Annotated in this window: 14 protein-coding genes and 3 pseudogenes; 5 read left to right on the forward strand and 12 right to left on the reverse strand. The window is 54.6% G+C overall.

Annotation, left to right across the window (positions count from 1 at the left end; translation table 11 throughout):
- Positions 1–6 precede the first annotated feature (6 nt).
- The 3 genes from AC07NP_RS15840 to csiE all read left to right on the forward strand — a co-directional run bounded on the left by AC07NP_RS15840 (position 7) and on the right by csiE (position 3,765).
- The gene (locus tag AC07NP_RS15840) at positions 7–1,644 is read left to right on the forward strand and encodes an FGGY-family carbohydrate kinase (protein ID WP_203360399.1); all 1,638 of its coding nucleotides are present in this window, start codon (positions 7–9) and stop codon (positions 1,642–1,644) included.
- A complete protein-coding gene (locus AC07NP_RS15845; RefSeq protein WP_494661029.1) occupies positions 1,641–2,246 on the forward strand; it encodes an SIS domain-containing protein in 606 nt (201 codons plus the stop codon). The genes AC07NP_RS15840 and AC07NP_RS15845 overlap by 4 nt, the downstream gene beginning before the upstream one ends.
- Positions 2,247–2,487: 241 nt before the next feature.
- Positions 2,488–3,765 (forward strand): stationary phase inducible protein CsiE, encoded by a 1,278-nt coding sequence (gene csiE / locus AC07NP_RS15850; RefSeq protein ID WP_494661030.1) that lies wholly within the window; start codon positions 2,488–2,490, stop codon positions 3,763–3,765.
- Here the strand turns inward: csiE and AC07NP_RS15855 are convergent.
- From AC07NP_RS15855 to glyA, 3 genes and pseudogenes are all read right to left on the reverse strand, one after another.
- Complete coding sequence (locus AC07NP_RS15855; RefSeq protein ID WP_203360396.1) at positions 3,760–4,908, reverse strand: 3-phenylpropionate MFS transporter; 1,149 nt, start codon at positions 4,906–4,908, stop codon at positions 3,760–3,762. The two genes, csiE and AC07NP_RS15855, sit on opposite strands and share 6 nt — an antisense overlap.
- An 89-nt stretch (positions 4,909–4,997) precedes the next feature.
- Positions 4,998–5,414 (reverse strand): annotated as a pseudogene (locus AC07NP_RS15860) (aldose epimerase family protein); the annotation flags it as partial.
- Positions 5,415–5,509: 95 nt separating this feature from the next.
- The gene (gene glyA / locus AC07NP_RS15865; RefSeq protein WP_494661031.1) at positions 5,510–6,763 is read right to left on the reverse strand and encodes a serine hydroxymethyltransferase; all 1,254 of its coding nucleotides are present in this window, start codon (positions 6,761–6,763) and stop codon (positions 5,510–5,512) included.
- 325 nt (positions 6,764–7,088) lie between these two features.
- On the opposite strand from glyA, the gene hmpA reads away from it, so the two are divergent.
- Positions 7,089–8,279 (forward strand): NO-inducible flavohemoprotein, encoded by a 1,191-nt coding sequence (gene hmpA / locus AC07NP_RS15870; protein ID WP_494661032.1) that lies wholly within the window; start codon positions 7,089–7,091, stop codon positions 8,277–8,279.
- A 101-nt stretch (positions 8,280–8,380) separates the two neighbouring features.
- Here hmpA and glnB read toward each other — a convergent pair whose 3' ends face one another.
- The 5 genes from glnB to purL all read right to left on the reverse strand — a co-directional run bounded on the left by glnB (position 8,381) and on the right by purL (position 16,768).
- Complete coding sequence (gene glnB / locus AC07NP_RS15875; RefSeq protein WP_043082508.1) at positions 8,381–8,719, reverse strand: nitrogen regulatory protein P-II; 339 nt, start codon at positions 8,717–8,719, stop codon at positions 8,381–8,383.
- A 76-nt stretch (positions 8,720–8,795) separates the two neighbouring features.
- A complete protein-coding gene (glrR, locus tag AC07NP_RS15880; RefSeq protein ID WP_271446457.1) occupies positions 8,796–10,130 on the reverse strand; it encodes a two-component system response regulator GlrR in 1,335 nt (444 codons plus the stop codon).
- Positions 10,130–10,861 (reverse strand): two-component system QseEF-associated lipoprotein QseG, encoded by a 732-nt coding sequence (gene qseG, locus AC07NP_RS15885; RefSeq protein WP_494661033.1) that lies wholly within the window; start codon positions 10,859–10,861, stop codon positions 10,130–10,132. Before qseG ends, glrR begins: the two co-directional genes overlap by 1 nt.
- 23 nt (positions 10,862–10,884) lie before the next feature.
- A complete protein-coding gene (qseE, locus tag AC07NP_RS15890; RefSeq protein WP_494661034.1) occupies positions 10,885–12,315 on the reverse strand; it encodes a two component system sensor histidine kinase QseE/GlrK in 1,431 nt (476 codons plus the stop codon).
- A 565-nt stretch (positions 12,316–12,880) separates the two neighbouring features.
- Positions 12,881–16,768, reverse strand: a complete 3,888-nt coding sequence (gene purL / locus AC07NP_RS15895; protein WP_494661035.1) for a phosphoribosylformylglycinamidine synthase — start codon at positions 16,766–16,768, stop codon at positions 12,881–12,883.
- 256 nt (positions 16,769–17,024) lie between these two features.
- Between purL and mltF the strand changes: the two genes are divergently transcribed.
- Complete coding sequence (mltF, locus tag AC07NP_RS15900; protein ID WP_494661036.1) at positions 17,025–18,572, forward strand: membrane-bound lytic murein transglycosylase MltF; 1,548 nt, start codon at positions 17,025–17,027, stop codon at positions 18,570–18,572.
- Positions 18,573–18,580: 8 nt separating this feature from the next.
- Here the strand turns inward: mltF and tadA are convergent.
- From tadA to murQ, 4 genes and pseudogenes are all read right to left on the reverse strand, one after another.
- Positions 18,581–19,122 (reverse strand): annotated as a pseudogene (tadA, locus tag AC07NP_RS15905) (tRNA adenosine(34) deaminase TadA).
- A 17-nt stretch (positions 19,123–19,139) separates the two neighbouring features.
- Complete coding sequence (gene yfhb, locus AC07NP_RS15910; protein WP_494661037.1) at positions 19,140–19,775, reverse strand: phosphatidylglycerophosphatase C; 636 nt, start codon at positions 19,773–19,775, stop codon at positions 19,140–19,142.
- Positions 19,772–19,891: pseudogene (locus tag AC07NP_RS15915) on the reverse strand (hypothetical protein); the annotation flags it as partial. The pseudogene AC07NP_RS15915 and the gene yfhb, both read right to left, overlap by 4 nt.
- 61 nt (positions 19,892–19,952) lie before the next feature.
- The gene (gene murQ, locus AC07NP_RS15920; protein WP_494661038.1) at positions 19,953–20,846 is read right to left on the reverse strand and encodes an N-acetylmuramic acid 6-phosphate etherase; all 894 of its coding nucleotides are present in this window, start codon (positions 20,844–20,846) and stop codon (positions 19,953–19,955) included.
- Positions 20,847–20,851 lie beyond the last annotated feature (5 nt).

The raw sequence follows: 20,851 nt of genomic DNA on the forward strand, positions 1-20,851 counted from the left end.
AAAATTATGGCAAGTTACTTTATCGGTGTGGATGTAGGAACCGGGAGCGCCCGTGCTGGCGTGTTTGATCTCAACGGCAGGATGGTCGGTCAGGCCAGTCGGGCTATTGAGATTTACCGCCCGCAGGCTGATTTTGTTGAGCAGTCCTCTGATAACATCTGGCAGGCCGTGTGTAACGCGGTTCGCGATGCGATTAACCAGTCAGATATCAACCCGATTCAGGTTAAAGGTCTGGGCTTCGACGCCACCTGTTCGCTGGTGGTGCTGGATAAAGACGGTAAGCCACTGACTGTCAGCCCTTCCGGGCGCAGCGAGCAGAACATTATTGTATGGATGGATCACCGCGCCATCACTCAGGCAGAGCGAATTAACGCGCTACATCATCGGGTGCTGGACTACGTCGGCGGGATTATTTCGCCAGAAATGCAAACGCCAAAACTGCTGTGGCTGAAACAGCATATGCCCAACACCTGGGCGAATGCGGGCTACTATTTTGACCTGCCTGATTTCCTGACCTGGCGCGCCACCGGCGATGACACGCGCTCACTGTGCTCGACGGTGTGTAAATGGACCTATATGGGCCATGAGGACAAATGGGATGCCAGCTATTTCCGCCAGATTGGGCTGGAGGACTTGCTCGAGCACGATGCGGAAAAAATTGGCCGCTACGTAAAAACCATGGGTGAGCCGCTCGGTCATGGACTCTCCACGCGTGCCGCCAGCGAAATGGGGCTGATTCCAGGAACCGCGGTCAGCGTATCAATTATTGACGCACACGCCGGCACGCTCGGCACGCTTGGCGCCTGTGGCGTTTCTGGCGAGGTAGCAGATTTCGACCGCCGTGTTGCGCTGATTGGCGGAACCTCCACCGGTCATATGGCAATTTCCAAAGAACCGCGTTTTATCGGCGGCGTCTGGGGCCCTTACTACTCTGCCGTCCTGCCGGAATACTGGCTCAACGAAGGTGGGCAGTCAGCAACAGGGGCGTTAATCGACCATGTTATTCAGTCGCACCCTTGCTACGATACCCTGCTGGCACAGGCAAAATCGCAGGGACAGACCATTTACGAAGTGCTGAATGCGCTATTGCGCAAAATGGCCGGCGAGCCGGAAGATATCGCATTTCTGACCCGCGACATGCATATTCTCCCCTATTTCCACGGCAACCGCTCACCGCGTGCAAACCCGACACTCACGGGTGCCATCACCGGGCTTAAGCTGTCCCGCACGCCGGAAGATATGGCGCTACAGTATCTGGCGACCATCCAGTCCATTGCCCTGGGGACTCGTCATATTATCGAAACGATGAATCAAAGCGGTTACACCATTGATACGATTATGGCCAGCGGCGGCGGCACGAAAAACCCGATTTTCGTTCAGGAGCATGCCAACGCGACCGGCTGCGCCATGCTGCTGCCGGAAGAGAGTGAAGCCATGCTGCTGGGCGGCGCAATGATGGGGACTATCGCGGCGGGCGTATTCGATACCTTCCCTGAAGCGATGTCTGCCATGAGCCGAATTGGTAAAACGGTCACCCCGCAAACCAACCGAATTAAGCAGTACTACGATCGCAAATATCGGGTTTTCCACGAGATGTATCAGGACCATATGAAATACCGCCAGCTGATGCAGGAGGAGGCATGAGTGATTCATGGCCTCAGGCCACCGGCGTGTGGCATCTCTACAGCGATGCCCTCGCCGGTCTGCAGCAGCATCTGAATGAACAGATCTGGCAGTCTTTAATGGCCGAACTGCGTAGCTGCACAGGGAAAATCGTGCTGACCGGCGTGGGCACCTCCGGTATTGCGGCGCGTAAAGTGGCGCATATGCTCGCCTGCGTTGAACGTCCGGCGATTTACCTCAATGCCACCGATGCAGCTCATGGCGACCTGGGTTTTTTACGCACCGATGATCTGGTGATCATGCTTTCACGCGGTGGGAATTCGGATGAACTGACCCGTCTGTTGCCAGGGCTTACCGAAAAAAATGTGCCGATAATTAGCGTGACTGAAAACCCGAACTCAGCCATCGCCAGCGCTTCCAGACTGGTTATTTCCACGGGAGTACAGCGCGAGGCCGATCCGCTGAATATGCTGGCAACCACTTCAATTATTCTGGTACTGGCGATATTTGATGCCGCCTGCGCTTGTCTGATGAGCGAGAGTGGATACTCAAAGGAAACCCTGCTGGCCGTGCATCCCGGCGGTGATGTGGGATTAACGCTGAGCCAGGAACAGAAGATATAGAAAGGGCATTTCTACTCACCTTTCCAACCCCGCCAGCAATTGGCGGTTTTTATTACCTTAAGCAAAAGATAAAACAGCGAAAAAGTGTGTTAATGCGCTGCGTTTCACTACCTGCATCTCTTCCTCACGTTAAAAATTCTGTGATGCTCTTCAGCATTCCTGGTGTAAAGCGACCTTAACCCCACTTTCACAGGCAAACTTTAGCTATTCTTATCTAACATACTAACGGGAGGCCAGACGGATGATGCCAACACTCACTACACCATCTGTATTTTCCGGTCCCCAGCGCCGCTGCCAGGTGCTACTGACGCTTTTCCAGCCGGGGCAAAATGCCACTACGGAAACCCTCAGCGCGCTAAATGGCGTTGATGATGAGATTGTTCGTGAGGATATCACCGAAACCCGCCTGGAGATCCAGCGCTATCATCAGCTCACCATCACCACTGGCCAAAACGGTCGCTACCGGATTGAAGGTTCAGCGCTCAATCAACGTCTGTGCCTGGTACAGTGGTTACGACGCGGCCTACGGCTGTGTCCGACGTTTGTTACGCAACAGTTTACGCATGCGCTGAAAACCGAGCTTAAACAGCGAGGTATTGCGCGTACGTTATATGACGACACGAATCTTCACGCACTGATTAATCTCTGCTCGCGGCGGTTGCAAAAACCGTTTGAGTGCCGTGATATCCAGTTTTTGCGGCTGTTTTTGCAGTATTGCCTGCTGCAACACCATGCCGGTATCTCCCCGGAATTTAACCCGATACAGCAACGGTGGGCGCAATCCTGTGCAGAGTATCAACTCGCTCTGGAGATTGGCCGTCACTGGCAACGCCGCGTGATGCAAAATGCGCCACTGAATGAGTCGCTGTTTATCGCCCTGCTGTTTTCAATGATTCGCATCCCTGATCCTATCCGCGACAATCATCAGCAGGATCGACAGCTACGCCTGGCCGTCGCCAGACTGGTGTTGCGCTTTAGAGAGATGGGCAACACCCGCTTCAACGACGAGCAAGGGTTGCACGATCAGCTCTACATCCATCTCGCACAGGCGCTACACCGCAGCATGTTCGCTATCGGTATCGATAATACGTTACCTGAAGAGTTCGCAAAGCTTTATCCGCGACTGGTGCGTACCACCCGCGATGCGCTCAGTGGGCTTGAGGCGGAATACAATGTGCAGTTTTCTGAAGAAGAGGCCGGACTGGTCGCGGTGATTTTCGGCGCATGGCTGATGCAGGAAAACGATCTGCACGAAAAGCAAATTGTTCTCCTGACGGGCAATGACAAAAACCGCGAGGAAGACATTGAGCAGCAACTGCGTGAACTCACGCTTCTGCCGCTCAATATTAAACGCATGCCCATGCTGGCGTTTCAAAAAGAAGGTTCGCTGCGTGGGGTGACGCTGATTGTCACCCCCTACACCACACCGCTTCCGCTCTTTTCACCCCCGCTGATTCATGCCGAGCAGGCGTTAACGACGCATCAGCAACAGCAGATCCGCCGTATCCTCGAATCATAGCGCTGGCGAGCGCGCTGCCACTTTTGGCCGGATGGCTATCGCGGGCAGCGCAACCAGCGCCATCACCCAGAACACGCCGCTCCCCAGATGCTGATAGAGGTACCCGGCAAAGACGGTCATGATGGCAATACTCCCGCCCATTGCCACAGCGGAATAAATGGCCTGCAGGCGGATCACTTCGCTCCCCTGACGCGCGGCAATGTAGCGCATCGCCGCCAGGTGGCAAACGGTAAAAGTACCGCAGTGCAGGATCTGCACCACAATCAGCCACGGCAACGCGGTGCTCCAGCCCATCAAACTCCAGCGTACCACCCCACAAACGGTGGAAAGCAGCAACAAATCACGGGCGCTAAAACGACGGAACAGCTTATTACTGAGCGCAAAGATGATGACTTCCGCGACCACGCCCAGCGACCATAAATAGCCGACAGCCGACGCGGAGTACCCCGCCCCCTGCCAGTAAATCGCGCTAAAGCCGTAATACGCGGCGTGCGCCCCCTGCAACAGGCTCACACAGGCCAGAAAGCGCCAGCTTTGTGTTATCAACGCACGCCAGGCTGGCCAGCCTGCGCTCTCCTGGTGACGACTTTCCCCTTGCGGTAACACGCTCGGGCGCAACAGCATTCCCAACAGCATAGAGGCCACGCCAAGACTCAGCAGTGCGAGAATGACCTGATAGTCGAATAGGCTCACCAGCTTACCGGTCAGCGCGGAACCAATCACAAACGCAATCGACCCCCACAGTCTGACCCGGCCATAGTCCATCGTTATCTGTTTTTGCCAGGTGTTTGCCAGCGCATCCGTCAACGGCACCAGAGGTGAGAAGAAGAGGTTAAAACCAACCATCACCACCATCAGCCATGCAACGTGTGTTCCTGCCCAAAACGCCAGGGCAAAGACCAGCGTCAGCAAGCCCAAAACACGCAACGCGGAAATCAGACGGGAAGGATCGCTCACACGAGGGGCAATCAGCAAGCTACCGAGGAAACGCGCCACCAGTCCTGCGCCCAGCAGAAGACCAATGGTTTCAGGCGTTAATCCCAGACCTTTGAGCCAGACGCTCCAGAAAGGTAAAAAAATACCGTAGCTAAAGAAATAGGTGAAATAAGCGAGCGCCAGCCAGCGCGTGGAGTGCAAAACCATGATTCCCTCCCGTTAGGAGGCGATAGTCTGGCGATAAACGCTGGCTGGCGCAAGTGAGTATTAACAGTGATATAACATGCGCTTTTACGCTAATCGACGATGATTTGCATAGTGAAATGACAGCTATCCCCCCGAGCCAAGACCCGCAATCCCGGTTGCCCCGGCATATTATGGGCGTTGACCGGATGCGACTGCGGCTCAAGACAAAGGAACCCGCCACCCGACATTCTGAAAAGCATCAGCCACGGAGTTTGCGCTAAAAGCGTGACGCTCATCACATCACGTTGTATAACCGCCTTCCCGCTCCAGCCGGAATATCCCACATTTAGCCAGGTATCCTCGCCGTATTGTGCATGGGCGAAATTCGCAGCCCCGGGGATTTTCGCCTGCCACGCCAACGGTAGATGCTGTGCATCTTCCGGCCAATACCCGCTGGCGGAAAACTGCACGGTGCTTTGCGCATCAAACACAAAAAACGGATGAAAACCGCAGCCGTAAAGCATCGGGCGCTGCGTCAGGAACAATAGATGTCAGAACTGGCACCGAGACATTAAAAGCAAAAAGGCCGCTTTCGCGGCCTTTGTTATTTCTGAGAGCAGAATTACGCGTAAACAGGGAAACGTGCGCAGATATCCAGCACTTTACCTTTAATACGTTCGATAACTGCTTCGTCGTTGATGTTGTCCAGCACGTCACACATCCAACCCGCCAGCTCTTTCACTTCCGCTTCTTTAAAGCCGCGACGTGTTACAGCCGGAGAACCGATACGGATACCTGAAGTCACAAACGGGCTCTTCGGATCGTTTGGTACGCTGTTTTTGTTGACGGTGATGTTGGCGCGACCCAGGGCTGCGTCAGCTTCTTTACCGGTCAGGTTTTTGTCGACCAGATCCAGCAGGAACAGGTGGTTCTCAGTATCGCCAGATACCACTTTGTAGCCACGGTTCAGGAACACTTCTACCATTGCTTTGGCGTTTTTCGCTACCTGCTGCTGGTAGGTTTTGAACTCAGGCTCCATCGCCTCTTTCAGCGCCACGGCTTTCGCCGCGATAACGTGCATCAGCGGGCCGCCCTGAGCGCTTGGGAAGACTGCGGAGTTCAGTTTTTTGTACAGCTCTTCGCTGCCGTCTTTCGCCAGGATCAGGCCACCGCGCGGGCCAGCCAGCGTTTTGTGGGTGGTGGTGGTGACAACGTGAGCATGTGGAACCGGGTTCGGGTAAACGCCAGCGGCAATCAGACCCGCAACGTGTGCCATATCGACGAACAGGTACGCGCCAACGCTGTCTGCGATTTCACGCATTTTTGCCCAGTCAACGATACCGGAGTAGGCAGAGAAACCGCCGATAATCATTTTTGGTTTGTGGGCCTGAGCCTGCTTCGCCATGTCGGCGTAGTCAATTTTACCGGACTCATCGATGCCGTAAGGCACGATGTTATACAGTTTACCGGAGAAGTTAACCGGAGAACCGTGAGTCAGGTGACCGCCCTGCGCCAGGTTCATCCCCAGCACGGTATCGCCCGGCTGCAGCAGCGCGGTGTAGACCGCGAAGTTCGCCTGAGAGCCAGAGTGCGGCTGGACGTTAGCGTAATCAGCGCCAAACAGTTCTTTCGCGCGATCGATCGCCAGTTGCTCGACGACATCCACATATTCGCAACCGCCGTAGTAGCGTTTGCCCGGATATCCTTCAGCATACTTGTTGGTCAGCTGAGAACCCTGCGCTTGCATGACGCGCGGACTGGTGTAGTTTTCGGAGGCGATCAGTTCGATATGCTCTTCCTGACGTACTTTTTCCTGCTCCATAGCCTGCCACAGTTCGGCATCATAATCGGCAATGTTCATTTCACGCTTTAACATCCGCATCTCCTGACTCAGCTAACGATAAAATTTGGCCTTAAAAGGCAGTCCCGTTGGACAACGACCAACAGTATAACTGAATCATCCGTTGATAACAGGTCTTGACAAAGGATTTTACGCAAACGATTACCTTCAAGCGGCACAAGGCTTTGCCGAATTAAGGTCTTACGGATTTTAGCGGAATTCTTTTCAGGTTTGTGATGCATACTTTTCATTTTGTAACGTTAAAAACGCAAAATCACAAAGAACCATTTACAATGCAGGGGTATTTTTATAAGATGCATTTGATATACATCATTAAAGATTTAATTAAAAGGAAGCCCGCATGCTTGACGCTCAAACTATCGCCACTGTAAAAGCCACCATTCCCCTGCTGGTTGAAACGGGTCCTAAACTGACCGCCCATTTCTACGATCGCATGTTTACGCATAATCCTGAACTCAAAGAAATTTTTAACATGAGTAATCAACGCAATGGCGATCAACGTGAAGCGTTGTTTAATGCGATTGCCGCGTATGCCAGCAATATCGAAAACCTGCCGGCCCTGCTGCCTGCGGTCGAGAAAATTGCGCAGAAGCACACCAGTTTTCAGATCAAACCCGAGCAATACAACATCGTGGGCGCCCATCTGCTGGCGACGCTGGATGAGATGTTCAGCCCGGGTCAGGAAGTGCTGGATGCGTGGGGAAAAGCCTACGGTGTACTGGCTAATGTCTTTATCAATCGTGAAGCGCAAATTTACAGCGAGAACGCAGGCAAAACCGGCGGCTGGGAAGGGACGCGTCCGTTCCGTATCGTGAATAAAACGCCGCGTAGTGCGCTGATTACCAGTTTTGAGTTCGAGCCTGTCGATGGCGGCGCCGTCGCAGAGTACCATCCTGGACAATATCTGGGAGTCTGGCTGAAGCCGGAAGGTTTCCCGCATCAGGAGATTCGTCAGTATTCACTGACCCGCAAGCCGGACGGCAAAGGCTATCGTATTGCCGTTAAGCGCGAAGATGGCGGTCAGGTTTCAACGTGGCTGCACAACCATGCAAACGTGGGCGACGTGGTGCATTTAGCGGCCCCGGCGGGGGATTTCTTTATGGCCGTTGCCAACGATACCCCTGTTTCTCTGATTTCCGCAGGCGTCGGACAAACGCCAATGCTGGCGATGCTGGACACGCTGGCGAAAACGCATCACACCGCGCAGGTGAACTGGTTCCACGCGGCGGAAAATGGCGACGTACATGCCTTTGCCGATGAAGTAAACGAACTGGGCAAAACGCTGCCGCGCTTTACCGCACATACCTGGTATCGTGAGCCGAGCGCAGACGATCGCGCCAAAGGCGGGTTTGACAGCGTGGGTCTGATGGATTTAAACAAACTGGAAGGCGCAATCAGCGATCCGTCAATGCAGTTTTATCTCTGCGGTCCGGTCGGCTTTATGCAATTTGCCGCGAAGCAACTGGTGAATCTCGGTGTGAAAAACGAAAACATTCATTACGAATGTTTCGGCCCGCATAAGGTGCTGTAGTTGTAAATCGCCTGATGGCGCTTCGCTAATCAGGCCTACGGGGAACGAAACCCTGTAGGCCGGATAAGGCAACGCCGCCATCCGGCAAAGCTCACGCGGCGTTAAATCGCCGCGTCGTCTTCTTCGCCGGTACGAATACGGATCACGCGAGCCACGTCAAAGACGAAGATCTTGCCGTCGCCGATTTTACCCGTCTGCGCAGTACGAATAATGGTGTCGACGCAGGTCTCCACGATGTCGTCGGTCACCACAATTTCAATTTTCACCTTCGGCAGAAAATCCACCATATATTCCGCGCCACGGTACAGCTCGGTATGGCCTTTCTGGCGGCCAAAACCTTTCACTTCCGTAACCGTCATACCGGTGATACCCACCTCTGCCAACGCCTCACGGACGTCGTCCAGCTTGAAGGGTTTAATAATCGCATCAATCTTTTTCATGCTATTCCTTGAAAAGGTCGCCTGTCTTTTAATCGAGTTACCGTACCACAATTCACGCTACTTTACGGCATGGAAACTACTCTTTGAAGTCGTTTGCATCCAGCTCGTGACGGGAGAGTAATTTATAAAATTCGGTCCGGTTGCGCCCGGCCATTCTCGCTGCATGGGTCACATTGCCTTTGGTGATTTGCAGCAGTTTTCGCAAATAGTTCAGCTCAAACTGGTTGCGCGCTTCAACGAAGGTTGGCAGCGCAGTATTCTCCCCTTCCAGCGCCTGTTCCACCAGCGCATCACTGATCACCGGCGAAGAGGTGAGCGCCACGCATTGTTCGATAACGTTCACCAGTTGACGGACGTTCCCCGGCCAGCCAGCTGTCATCAGCCGCTTCATGGCATCCGTTGAAAAAGCGCGTACGAACGGTTTATGCCGCTCTGCCGACTGACGCAGCAGATAATTCGCCAGCAGTGGAATATCCTCCGCACGCTCGGCCAGAGCAGGAATTTTCAGGCTCACCACGTTCAGGCGATAGTATAAATCTTCACGGAATTCGCCCCGCGTCATCGCTTTGGGCAGGTCACGGTGGGTGGCAGAAATGATCCGCACATCAATGTCGATATCGCGATTGCTGCCGAGCGGCCTGACTTTGCGCTCCTGTAGGACACGCAGCAGTTTGACCTGTAGCGGTGCGGGCATGTCGCCAATCTCATCCAGAAACAGCGTGCCGCCTTCTGCCGCCTGAAACAGCCCTTCGCGATTGCTTACCGCGCCGGTAAATGCTCCGCGCGCGTGACCAAACAATTCAGACTCCAGCAACTGCTCCGGCAATGCACCGCAGTTAATCGCGATAAACGGTTTGCTGCTGCGCGGACTGGCGTTATGGATAGCCTGCGCGAAGATCTCTTTCCCGGTGCCGCTTTGTCCGTTAATCAGGACGCTGACGTCCGACTGCGCCACCATGCGCGCCTGCTCCAGCACGCGCAGCATTAAGGGGCTACGGGTGACGATAGATTCACGCCAGCGATCATCTGTCGCGGGAGCCGACTGCTCCAGCGCTTCGTCGATCGCCTTATACAGCGCGTCTTTGTCTACCGGCTTGGTCAGAAAGCTGAAAACACCTTGCTGGGTTGCCGCTACCGCATCGGGAATCGAACCGTGCGCGGTCAAAATAATGACCGGCATACCCGGCTGCACTTTCTGGATCTCAATAAACAGCTGCATGCCGTCCATTTCGTCCATACGCAGGTCGCTTATCACCAAATCTACTTTTTCACGATTCAGTACGCGCAGCCCTTCCTGGCCGCTTTCTGCCGTTACGACACTGTAACCTTCACTGGTCAGTCGCATCCCGAGCAGTTTTAGCAAGCCCGGATCGTCATCCACGAGCAGTAAATGCGCCGGTTTGCGGCTGATCATGGCGTTACCTCATCTTGTGATGGCGCTGGTGTTGTTTCGTCAGGTTTGTCGCTGCCGCGCGTCGCGTCAGGATTGTAGTTACCGGCGGGTTTACGCGTGGAAAGCTGGCGCTCAATATCGGTCAAATTCTCCAGCTTGCGGGTAGTGAGATCGAGCTGAGCCTGTAAATGCTGATGCTGCTGACGCAACGTATCGAGATCGCTGTCCGTCGTTTGCTGAAGCTTGCTGTAACGCTGCCGTTCTTCGGCAAGCTGTAATTGCAGCATCTGCCCATCGCGCCAAAGTTGATAAAGAGGGCGAACCTGGGCGGGGATCTGTGAACTCAGGGCATCCAGTTGGGTAACCGCAACGCGTCGCTCAATGGGCGAGATTTTGGCATCCGCCAGTAAAATCCCACGCTTAAAGGCACTCTGCCAGGTATCATCCTCAAGCGCACGCGCCTCGTTACGCGACTGAATCGGCAGCAGACGATCGGCACAGTCAACCGCCCGCAGCCAGTAAAGCGGGTTGCTCTCCGTGGACTTCCCTTGTAATGACCAGATGTCAGCACACTCGGTAGAAAGGTAATCCGCCAGTTGATAAGGCGGGATTTTTTCCTGAGACGGATCGCCGACGAGATGTTTAGCCGCGTGCGGGGCACACCCCATCAGCGCCAGACACGGCACGCTCGCGAATAACATCCGTCGGGAAAAAAGTCGTTTAAACACTCGAACAAAAACGTGTGGCATACTCACCAGACTTAGCTTCATTTTTAATGGTTTTTCGATGCAGATAGCGGCAGCTCTATGCGGAAACACACCTCTTGCGCATTCTCATCGACCAGATAAAGTTCTCCCTGCATACGACGGATACAGTCCCTGGCGATGCTTAATCCCAGCCCGCTGCCCTTCACAGCCCCTTTTCTCTGATGGCTCCCCTGGAAAAACGGCTCGAAAATCATGGCTCTTTCTGTTTCTGGAATCGGGGTACCGGTATTTGTGACATCAATATGTACCGTGGCGCCATGCAGACGGCTACTGATACAAATGTTACCGGATTCAGCACCATAGTGCACCGCATTGGAGTAAAGATTGTCCAGCACGCTCATCAATAGCATCGGCTCCGCCAGGCACGTATTCGCATCCAGTCTGACGTCGGTATGCATCATTTTAGCGCGGGCTGGCAAACTGTGAGCGGAAACCACCATATCGACCAGCGGTTCAATCTCAACGCTTTCCAGTTCAATGGCGCTATCTGCCAGTTTTCTGTTGTAATCAAGCAGTTGCTCAATCAACTTCTGTAAGTTACGGCTGCTGTTGTCGAGAATGCCGACCACCTCTTTTTGCTCAGGCGTCAGCGGCCCCACAACCTGATCGGCCAACAGCTCTGTGCCCTCACGCATACTGGCCAGTGGCGTTTTCAGTTCATGTGAGAGATGGCGTAAAAATTGGTGACGTTGTGATTCAAGCCAGGACAAACGCTCGCTCAACCAGATAATACGTTGGCCCACTGAGCGTAGTTCACGGGGACCGGTAAACGAAACGGCATTCCCCAGCGAACGCCCTTCCCCCAGTCGATTGATCATCCGCTCAATCCCCTTTACCGGCCCAATGATCATACGGGTAAAGAGCAGCACCATGGCCAGGCTGACCAGAAACAGCACCAGCGCCTGCCAGCCAAAGAACTGTCCGCGCTCGGCAATTTCCTGCTGAAGCTGTTGGCCGCGGGAGAAAATAACGGTTCTCGTCGCCTGCACCATCTCGGTGTTGGCGTGAGCAAAGGCTTCCAGGCTCGCCGCCGCCGCCGCATCCGGACCGCTGTTTGTACAGCGTAGTTGGGTGAGCGCATTCAGATCCTGACGCAATGCCTGATAAAGTTTGTCATCCGGCAATACGCCGGCATGCGCGTCCAGCATTTCACTGTAGCGCTTTCGTTGGCCGTGATAGACCTTCGCAAGCGTAGGATCGTCCAGCACACAGTACTGACGATAACTGCGCTCCATCCCGAGCGCCGCATTGGTCATCGCCTCGCTGCGACGGGCATCAATCAGAGTTGTGCGGTTGGTTAACGCCGCCTGCGCACTCAGGGCGTTGAGACTTTGCCATGCCTGCCATGCCAGCACCAATAAAGGAAGCAGGATCAGCAGGAATGCCAGCATAACCAATTGGCGTAATGACCGGGGAAATACAGACCAGCGCTTCAAAGCGTTACTCTCATCGGAGACGAATAGAAGGATGCTAACTGAGGGAAACCTCAGATACAACAAAGCCGGGCTTAACCCGGCTCTGTTATGGAATAAGGCGGTGCCTAACTCGACGTTTCGCCCGATGGTTGATAAAGCAGCGCTATTATCAGATGTTGGACGGCAGGCACCTTGTTGTGCGTCATTCGAAGTTTATGTAGCACGTCCCGAAGGGGCTGACATAAGAAGGTGAATGAGCCACTGCTTAGTATTATGCAGAAACCATGCCAATAGTTAAAGCATTATATTAACATCATGATTTTATTTAACTTTACGACAAAAAAGCAGCAAAGCCAAAGTGAGTAAGATTTCGCCATTGTGTCGTCAAAAAGAGACACCCAATCTCAAACTCAGCACACTCTATAAAAATCAATCAATTAAACGTCTCCTTTTGGAGACACTGCAAACTACCCTTTGTCGTGATTCCCCGACAAAAAGCGTCCACGGTTGGCTATTTCGTTTTATCCGGCCTGCCGTTTAGCTGGCCCGGTAAGCATCAGGCTACCGGGCCTTTCGCAGGTGTTGATTAACCTAACTGCTTACGCGCGTTACGGAAGATGCGCATCCACGGGCTGTCCTCGCCCCAGTTTTCCGGATGCCAGGAGTTGCTTACCGTGCGGAAAACGCGCTCCGGGTGCGGCATCATGATGGTCACGCGGCCATTTTCAGTAGTCACCGCCGTAATCCCGTTCGGCGAGCCGTTCGGGTTCGCCGGGTAGGTTTCGGTCACTTTGCCGAAGTTATCGACATAGCGCAGCGCCACCAGACCTTTGCTCTCAAGCTGAGCCAAATGCGCACCATCACGCACTTCCACACGCCCTTCCCCATGAGAAACCGCAATCGGCATCTGTGAGCCCACCATTCCCTGCAGTAACAGGGATGGGCTTTGGGTCACTTCCACCAGACTAAAGCGCGCTTCAAAACGGTCGGAATGGTTACGCACAAAGCGCGGCCACAGATCGCTGCCCGGGATCAGCTCACGCAGATTGGACATCATCTGGCAGCCATTACACACGCCAAGCGCCAGCGTTTGCGGACGGTGGAAGAAGGTTTCGAACGCATCGCGCACGCGGTTGTTAAAGAGGATCGATTTCGCCCAACCTTCACCCGCCCCCAGCACGTCGCCGTAAGAGAAGCCGCCACACGCCACCAGCGCCTGGAAGTCATCAAGACCAGTGCGCCCCGCCAGCAAGTCACTCATGTGTACATCGATTGCATCAAAGCCCGCACGGTGGAAAGCAGCTGCCATTTCCACATGCGAGTTGACGCCCTGTTCGCGCAGCACCGCGACTTTTGGACGTGCGCCGGTCGCGATGTATGGCGCAGCGATATCTTCGCTGATATCAAACGACAGCTTCACATTAAGACCAGGATCGGCATCGTTGGTTTTCGCCTGATGTTCCTGATCGGCACATTCAGGGTTGTCTCGCAGACGCTGCATTTGCCACGTGGTTTCAGCCCACCAGGTGCGTAAGGTGGTACGGCTTTCACTGAAGACAACCTGACCGTCCGCTTCGATAACAAAACTGTCACCGGAAACGGCCTGACCTAACGCGTGAACGCAGTCGCCAAGACCATGTTGCGCCAACAGGGTTTCGACGGCCTGACGATCCGCCGCACGAACCTGAATGACGGCCCCAAGCTCTTCGTTAAACAGCGCCGCCAGACGATCGTCGCCCAGAGCAGCGATATCCGCCTGAATGCCACAGTGACCGGTAAAGGCCATCTCAGCCAGCGTCACCAGCAAACCGCCATCAGAACGGTCGTGGTAAGCCAGCAGTTTACGCTGCGCCACCAGCGCCTGCATCGCATCATAGAAGCCTTTCAGCTGTGCGACGTCACGCACGTCTGCCGGTTTGTCGCCAAGCTGACGGTAAACCTGCGCCAGCGCAGTTGCCCCCAGCGCGTTGTGGCCCTTGCCCAGGTCAATCAGCAGCAGGGCGTTATCTTCCGTGGAGAGCTGCGGCGTGATGGTGTGACGGACGTCTTCCACGCGGGCAAACGCGGTGATCACCAGCGATAATGGCGAGGTCATTTCACGCTGCTCATTGCCTTCCTGCCAGCGGGTTTTCATCGACATCGAGTCTTTGCCCACCGGAATGGTCAGACCCAATGCCGGACAGAGTTCTTCACCCACCGCTTTTACAGCTTCATACAAGCCGGCATCTTCACCCGGGTGGCCTGCTGCCGCCATCCAGTTTGCAGACAGTTTGATACGTTTGATATCACCAATCTGCGTCGCCGCAATGTTGGTGAGCGCTTCCCCAACCGCCAGACGGGCGGACGCGGAGAAATCCAGCAATGCGACCGGCGCACGCTCGCCCAACGACATGGCTTCGCCGTAGTAGCTGTCAAGGCTTGCGGTGGTAACCGCACAGTTCGCCACCGGAACCTGCCACGGGCCAACCATCTGATCGCGCGCCACCATGCCGGTGACGGTGCGGTCGCCGATGGTGACGAGGAACGTTTTTTCCGCCACGGCAGGTAAATGCAGTACGCGGTTGACCGCATCGGCAACGGTAATATCACGACGATCCAGCGCGTCGCCTTTTGCTTGCAGGCGCTGCACATCACGGGTCATTTTCGGCGTTTTGCCCAACAGAACATCCAGCGGCAGATCGATAGGCTGATTATCGAAATGACGGTCATTCATCGAAAGATGCTGTTCTTCGGTTGCTTCACCGATCACGGCGTACGGTGCGCGCTCGCGCTTGCAGAGCGCATCAAACAGCGGCAACTGGTCAGCGGCAACCGCCAGAACATAACGTTCCTGCGATTCGTTACACCAGATTTCCAGCGGGCTCATACCCGGCTCGTCGCTGAGGATGTCACGCAGTTCAAATTTGCCGCCGCGCCCGCCGTCGCTCACCAGTTCCGGCATCGCGTTAGAGAGACCGCCCGCGCCCACGTCGTGGATAAACAGGATTGGGTTAGCATCGCCCAACTGCCAGCAACGGTCGATAACCTCCTGGCAGCGACGTTCCATTTCCGGGTTGTCGCGCTGTACGGAGGCGAAATCCAGATCGGCATCGGACTGGCCGGACGCCATAGAAGACGCCGCGCCGCCACCAAGACCGATGTTCATCGCCGGGCCGCCGAGCACGATCAGCTTCGCGCCAACGACGATCTCGCCTTTCTGTACGTGATCGGCGCGGATGTTGCCGATCCCGCCCGCCAGCATGATCGGTTTGTGATAGCCGCGTAGCTCTTCGCCGTTGTGGCTATTCACTTTCTCTTCATACGTACGGAAGTAACCGTTCAGCGCCGGACGACCAAATTCGTTGTTAAATGCGGCGCCGCCCAGCGGGCCTTCGGTCATGATGTCCAGCGCGGTAACAATGCGCTCCGGCTTACCGAAATCTTCTTCCCACGGCTGTTCAAAGCCCGGAATACGCAGGTTAGAAACAGAGAAACCAACCAGACCGGCTTTCGGCTTCGCGCCACGCCCAGTCGCGCCTTCGTCACGAATCTCGCCACCGGAACCGGTCGCAGCACCTGGCCAAGGCGAAATTGCGGTCGGGTGGTTATGGGTTTCTACTTTCATCAGGATGTGTGTAGGTTCCTGATGGAAGTCGTAACGACCCGTTTCATGGTCGGCAAAGTAGCGCCCCACTTCAGAACCTTCCATTACCGCCGCGTTATCTTTATAGGCAGAAAGCACGTGGTCCGGCGTGGTCTCGAAGGTGTTTTTAATCATTTTGAACAGCGATTTCGGCTGTTGTTTGCCATCAATGACCCAGTCGGCGTTGAAAATCTTGTGACGGCAGTGTTCGGAGTTCGCCTGGGCGAACATATAAAGCTCAATGTCGTTTGGATTGCGGCCCAGGTTGCTGAAGGCAGTATGCAGATAATCAATTTCGTCATCCGCCAGCGCCAGGCCCAGACGCAGGTTTGCGTTAATCAGTGCCTGACGACCTTCGCCCAGCACATCAACGCTGGCAACCGGTGCCGGTTGGTGGTGAACAAACAGTTTTTCTGCGTCGTTCAACGAGGAGAAAATCGTCTCCATCATGCGGTCGTGCAGTTCAGCAGCAACGCTTTGCCACTGCTCAGCGGTGAGTGGCTCAGCGTCAACGTACCAGGCAATGCCACGTTCCAGACGGCTCACCTGTTGCAGGCCGCAGTTGTGTGCAATATCCGTTGCTTTGGAAGACCAGGGAGAGATGGTGCCAGGACGAGGGGTAACCAACAGCAGTTTTCCCTCCGGGGTATGGCTGCGTAAGCTCGGGCCATACTTCAGCAAACGGGCAAGCTGCGCGTGTTCATCATCGTTCAGCGGCGCATTCAGGCAGGCAAAATGGACATACTCAGCGTAAATATTGTTGACCTGGAGGTTGGCAGCCTGAAAACGCGCCAGCAGTTTGTTAATACGGAATGCAGACAGTGCAGGCGAACCACGCAGAATTTCCATCATAAGTCTCTCGTCTTCTAAGCTTTCGGTGTGCCCAAGTGGGGAAACGGGCGCCATTATAAAGAATCTGGCGCGCTGACGAAACCGTTTGCGTCGAAATAAAATCACCGCCGTTTCTTATCATCCGATGCGCCACTGATTCCGAATTAGTTGCCAACTGGCGTATTGTTGCGCAAAATGCCGCACATCAATGACTCACACTAGCTTTAATCACTACATTTTCAGGCTGAGAAACCGCACGATCCAGAGAATTAACTAATTGAAAAAATTAAAGATTAATTATCTGTTCATCGGCATACTGACGCTGCTGTTGGCAGCGGCCCTCTGGCCATCAATCCCCTGGTTCGGTAAAGCCGATAATCGTATCGCCGCCATTCAGGCGCGGGGAGAGCTGCGCGTCAGTACCATTGACTCACCGCTAACCTACTCAACCCTCAATGGAAAAAAGTACGGTCTGGATTATGAGCTGGCGCAGCTGTTCGCCAACTACTTAGGCGTAAAGCTGAAGGTCACCGTACGTCAGAACATCAGCCAGTTGTTTGACGATCTGGACAATGGCAAGGCCGACCTGCTGGCCGCAGGTCTGGTCTATAACAGCGAACGCGTGAAAAACTACCAATCGGGTCCAACGTACTATTCTGTTTCTCAGCAAGTGGTCTATCGGGTCGGACAATATCGCCCGCGAACGCTTGCCACCGTGAATGAAAACCAACTCACCATTGCGCCAAGTCATGTGGTCCTGAATGACCTACGCACCCTGAAAGAGACAAAGTTCCCCGAACTCAGCTGGAAAGTCGATGACAAAAAGGGCACGACGGAACTGATGGAAGCGGTGATCAGCGGCGAACTGGAGTACACCATCGCAGACTCGGTGGCCATCAGCTTGTTCCAGCGCGTACACCCTGAGCTGGCCGTTGCGCTGGATGTCACCGATGAGCAGCCGGTCACCTGGTTCAGCCAACTGGATGATGACAACACGCTCTCGGCAGCCCTGCTCGATTTTTTTAACACCATTAATGAAGACGGTTCTCTGGCGCGACTGGAAGAAAAATATTTGGGTCACGGCGGCGACTTTGATTACGTTGATACCCGCACCTTCTTACGCGCTGTAGATAACGTGCTGCCAGAGCTGAAACCGCTGTTTCAGAAGTATGCGCAGGAGATTGACTGGCGTTTACTGGCGGCTATCGCGTACCAGGAATCGCACTGGGATGCGCAAGCCACCTCGCCAACCGGCGTACGCGGCATGATGATGCTCACCAGAAATACCGCCCAAAGTCTGGGGTTGACTGACAGGACCGACGCCGAACAGAGCATCAGCGGCGGCGCGCGTTATCTACAGGATATGATGAGCAAAGTCCCTGATACCGTTCCCGAAGAAGAGCGTATCTGGTTTGCGCTCATCGCTTACAATATGGGTTATGCGCACATGCTCGACGCCCGGGCGTTAACGGTAAAAACCAAAGGGAATCCGGACAGTTGGACCGATGTAAAACAGCGCTTGCCGCTGCTCAGCCAGAAACCGTATTACAGCAAGTTGACCTACGGCTATGCGCGCGGGCACGAAGCTTACGCCTATGTGGAAAATATTCGAAAGTATCAGATAAGCCTGGTCGGCTATCTGCAGGAGAAAGAGAAACAGGCCGCAGAAACACTGAAACTGGCGCAGGACTACCCGGCGGTGTCTGCGGAGGACTTTGGTAAAGAGAGGCTCTCCCTCTCCTCGTTTTTGTCGCAGTCGTCTTCGGCCTACCTGACACCTTCGCCGACATTACTGTTACCGCCGAAGGAAAAAGAGGAAGAGTAACGCGACGTTTATTCAGGCGTCGCCGATGACTTTTTCAGTGCTTTGATCTCCTGACGACGCATGCGGAAAAAATCGCTCAGCAGCGTCGCGCATTCATCACGCAAGATGCCCTCGGTGATTTCCACCCGGTGATTCATACCCGGGTGATGCAAGACATCCATCAGCGAGCCTGCCGCGCCCGTTTTTGCATCACGTGCGCCAAAAACAACCCGACCAATCCGACTGTGGACCATCGCGCCTGCACACATGACGCACGGTTCCAGCGTGACGTACAGCGTGGTGTCCAGCAAACGGTAGTTTTGCAGCACCATCCCCCCTTGTCGTAACGCCATAATTTCCGCATGCGCAGTAGGATCGTGATGACCGATTGGCCGATTCCACCCTTCACCGATGACGCGATCATTGTGCACCAATACCGCACCCACCGGCACTTCACGTTCGTCCCAGGCGCGTTTCGCCAGCGTCAACGCATGACGCATCCAGTATTCGTGGCTAAATTCAACTTCAGACAAAGGGAAACTCCAGTAATAAAAGCGGGCGCATTATACACAGACGCTCTGCTTTGCACTATTCCAGTTGCTGGAGCTCACCGCGTGGCGTGACGCGCCAGCGATGCTGGCAAAAGTAGAGTAATGGGTTGTCCTGCTTGCTGTCGCTGTATCCGCTATACAGACGCAGCGGCGTGCCAATCTGCCGCTCAAGTTGCGCGACTTTTTCGTGCCCCAGGCAACGCAGAGTCAACACCCAGCCACCGTAGCCTCGCTGGATCTGACTGGCGATCAGGTTAACGCGCGGCAGCCACGGGGTATCAAAATAGACCTGCTCGACCAGCGATTGCGGCGAGCCGGTGATAAGCCAGATATCGGCATCAGAACTCAACAAATAGGTGGTGAGTCGTTCCTGCACAATCGGAAACGCGGTGACGTTATCCCGAAACCAACGCACAAACTCAGCCTGACGCGCTTTCAGACGCGCTTCGCTGTGACCAAATGTACATCCCCACAACAAGAGACTCACGGGCCAGCGAGCGGCGCGCCCTTTTATCATCAACGCAATCGCAATGATCGGCAGTAAAGGCAGCACGAGCAGCACATTCAGCGGCTGGCGACGCAACAGATAACGCAGGAAACTGCCAAACATATCCTGTTGGTGCAACGTACCATCCAAATCAAAAAATACGACACGACGCTCGTGGCTGGTCAAACCCTGCACCTCTGGAAAGTTGAACTCTGAAGCCTGGTCAACGAGAACCTGGCGCTAACTGCTATTAAATAGCCTAACAGATAGAACATCACTTTTCCGGCAACAATCGTTAATGCGCATAGTCGCGTCACATCAATGATAAACGGCTTACTCCCCCGTCGCCGTATGCTCGTCTGTTTAGTTTTCTAATGCCGCCCGTAAAAATCCCTGGTGAGCCGACAGTTTTTCTCTGGCGGCTGCCGCATCCAGCCCGGAGAGCGCCATCAGAATGGCGGGTTTGACGTCAAAATCGGTTTGTTTCAGTAGCGCCTCAGCGTCTTCGCGCGTAATTCCTGTCGCTTCCACCACCATGCGACACGCTCTGTCGATCAGTTTGACGTTGGTGGCCTTCATATCCACCATCAGGTTTTGATAGACCTTGCCAAATTTCACCATCGCACCAGTGGAGATCATATTGAGCACCAGCTTTTGCGCAGTACCTGATTTCAGTCGCGTTGACCCCGTCAGCGCCTCGGGGCCGACCACCGGCGAAATCGCTATGTCCGCCTCACGCGCGATCGGTGAGTCAGGATTACAGGAAATAGCGACCGTGGTGCATCCAGCCAGGTTGGCATACTTCAAGCCGCCAATCACGTAGGGCGTGCGACCTGATGCCGCCAGTCCAACCACCAGATCCTGCGCGGTCAGATTGAGCGCCTTTAAATCCTCTTCCCCTAACTGCAGACTATCTTCGGCACCTTCAACCGCCTTCAACAACGCGCCCGGGCCCCCTGCTATCAATCCCACGACCAGCCCATGCGGCACGCCAAAAGTTGGCGGGCATTCAGACGCATCAAGCACTCCCAGCCGTCCACTGGTGCCAGCACCCATATAAATAATGCGCCCTCCTGCCTTTAACGCATTTGCAGCGGCATCGACTGCACGCGCAACCTCCGGCAGCGTCTCTTTTACTGCGAGCGCTACCTGCGTATCCTGTTGATTAAAACGATGAACCAGCTCAAGCGTGGATAAAGCATCGAGGTCCATAGTCTGTGGATTACGGGTTTCTGAAACTAACGCGCCGAGATTCATTTTTT

The sequence above is a fragment of the Citrobacter sp. GW821-FHT07H02 genome (genome assembly GCF_059418505.1).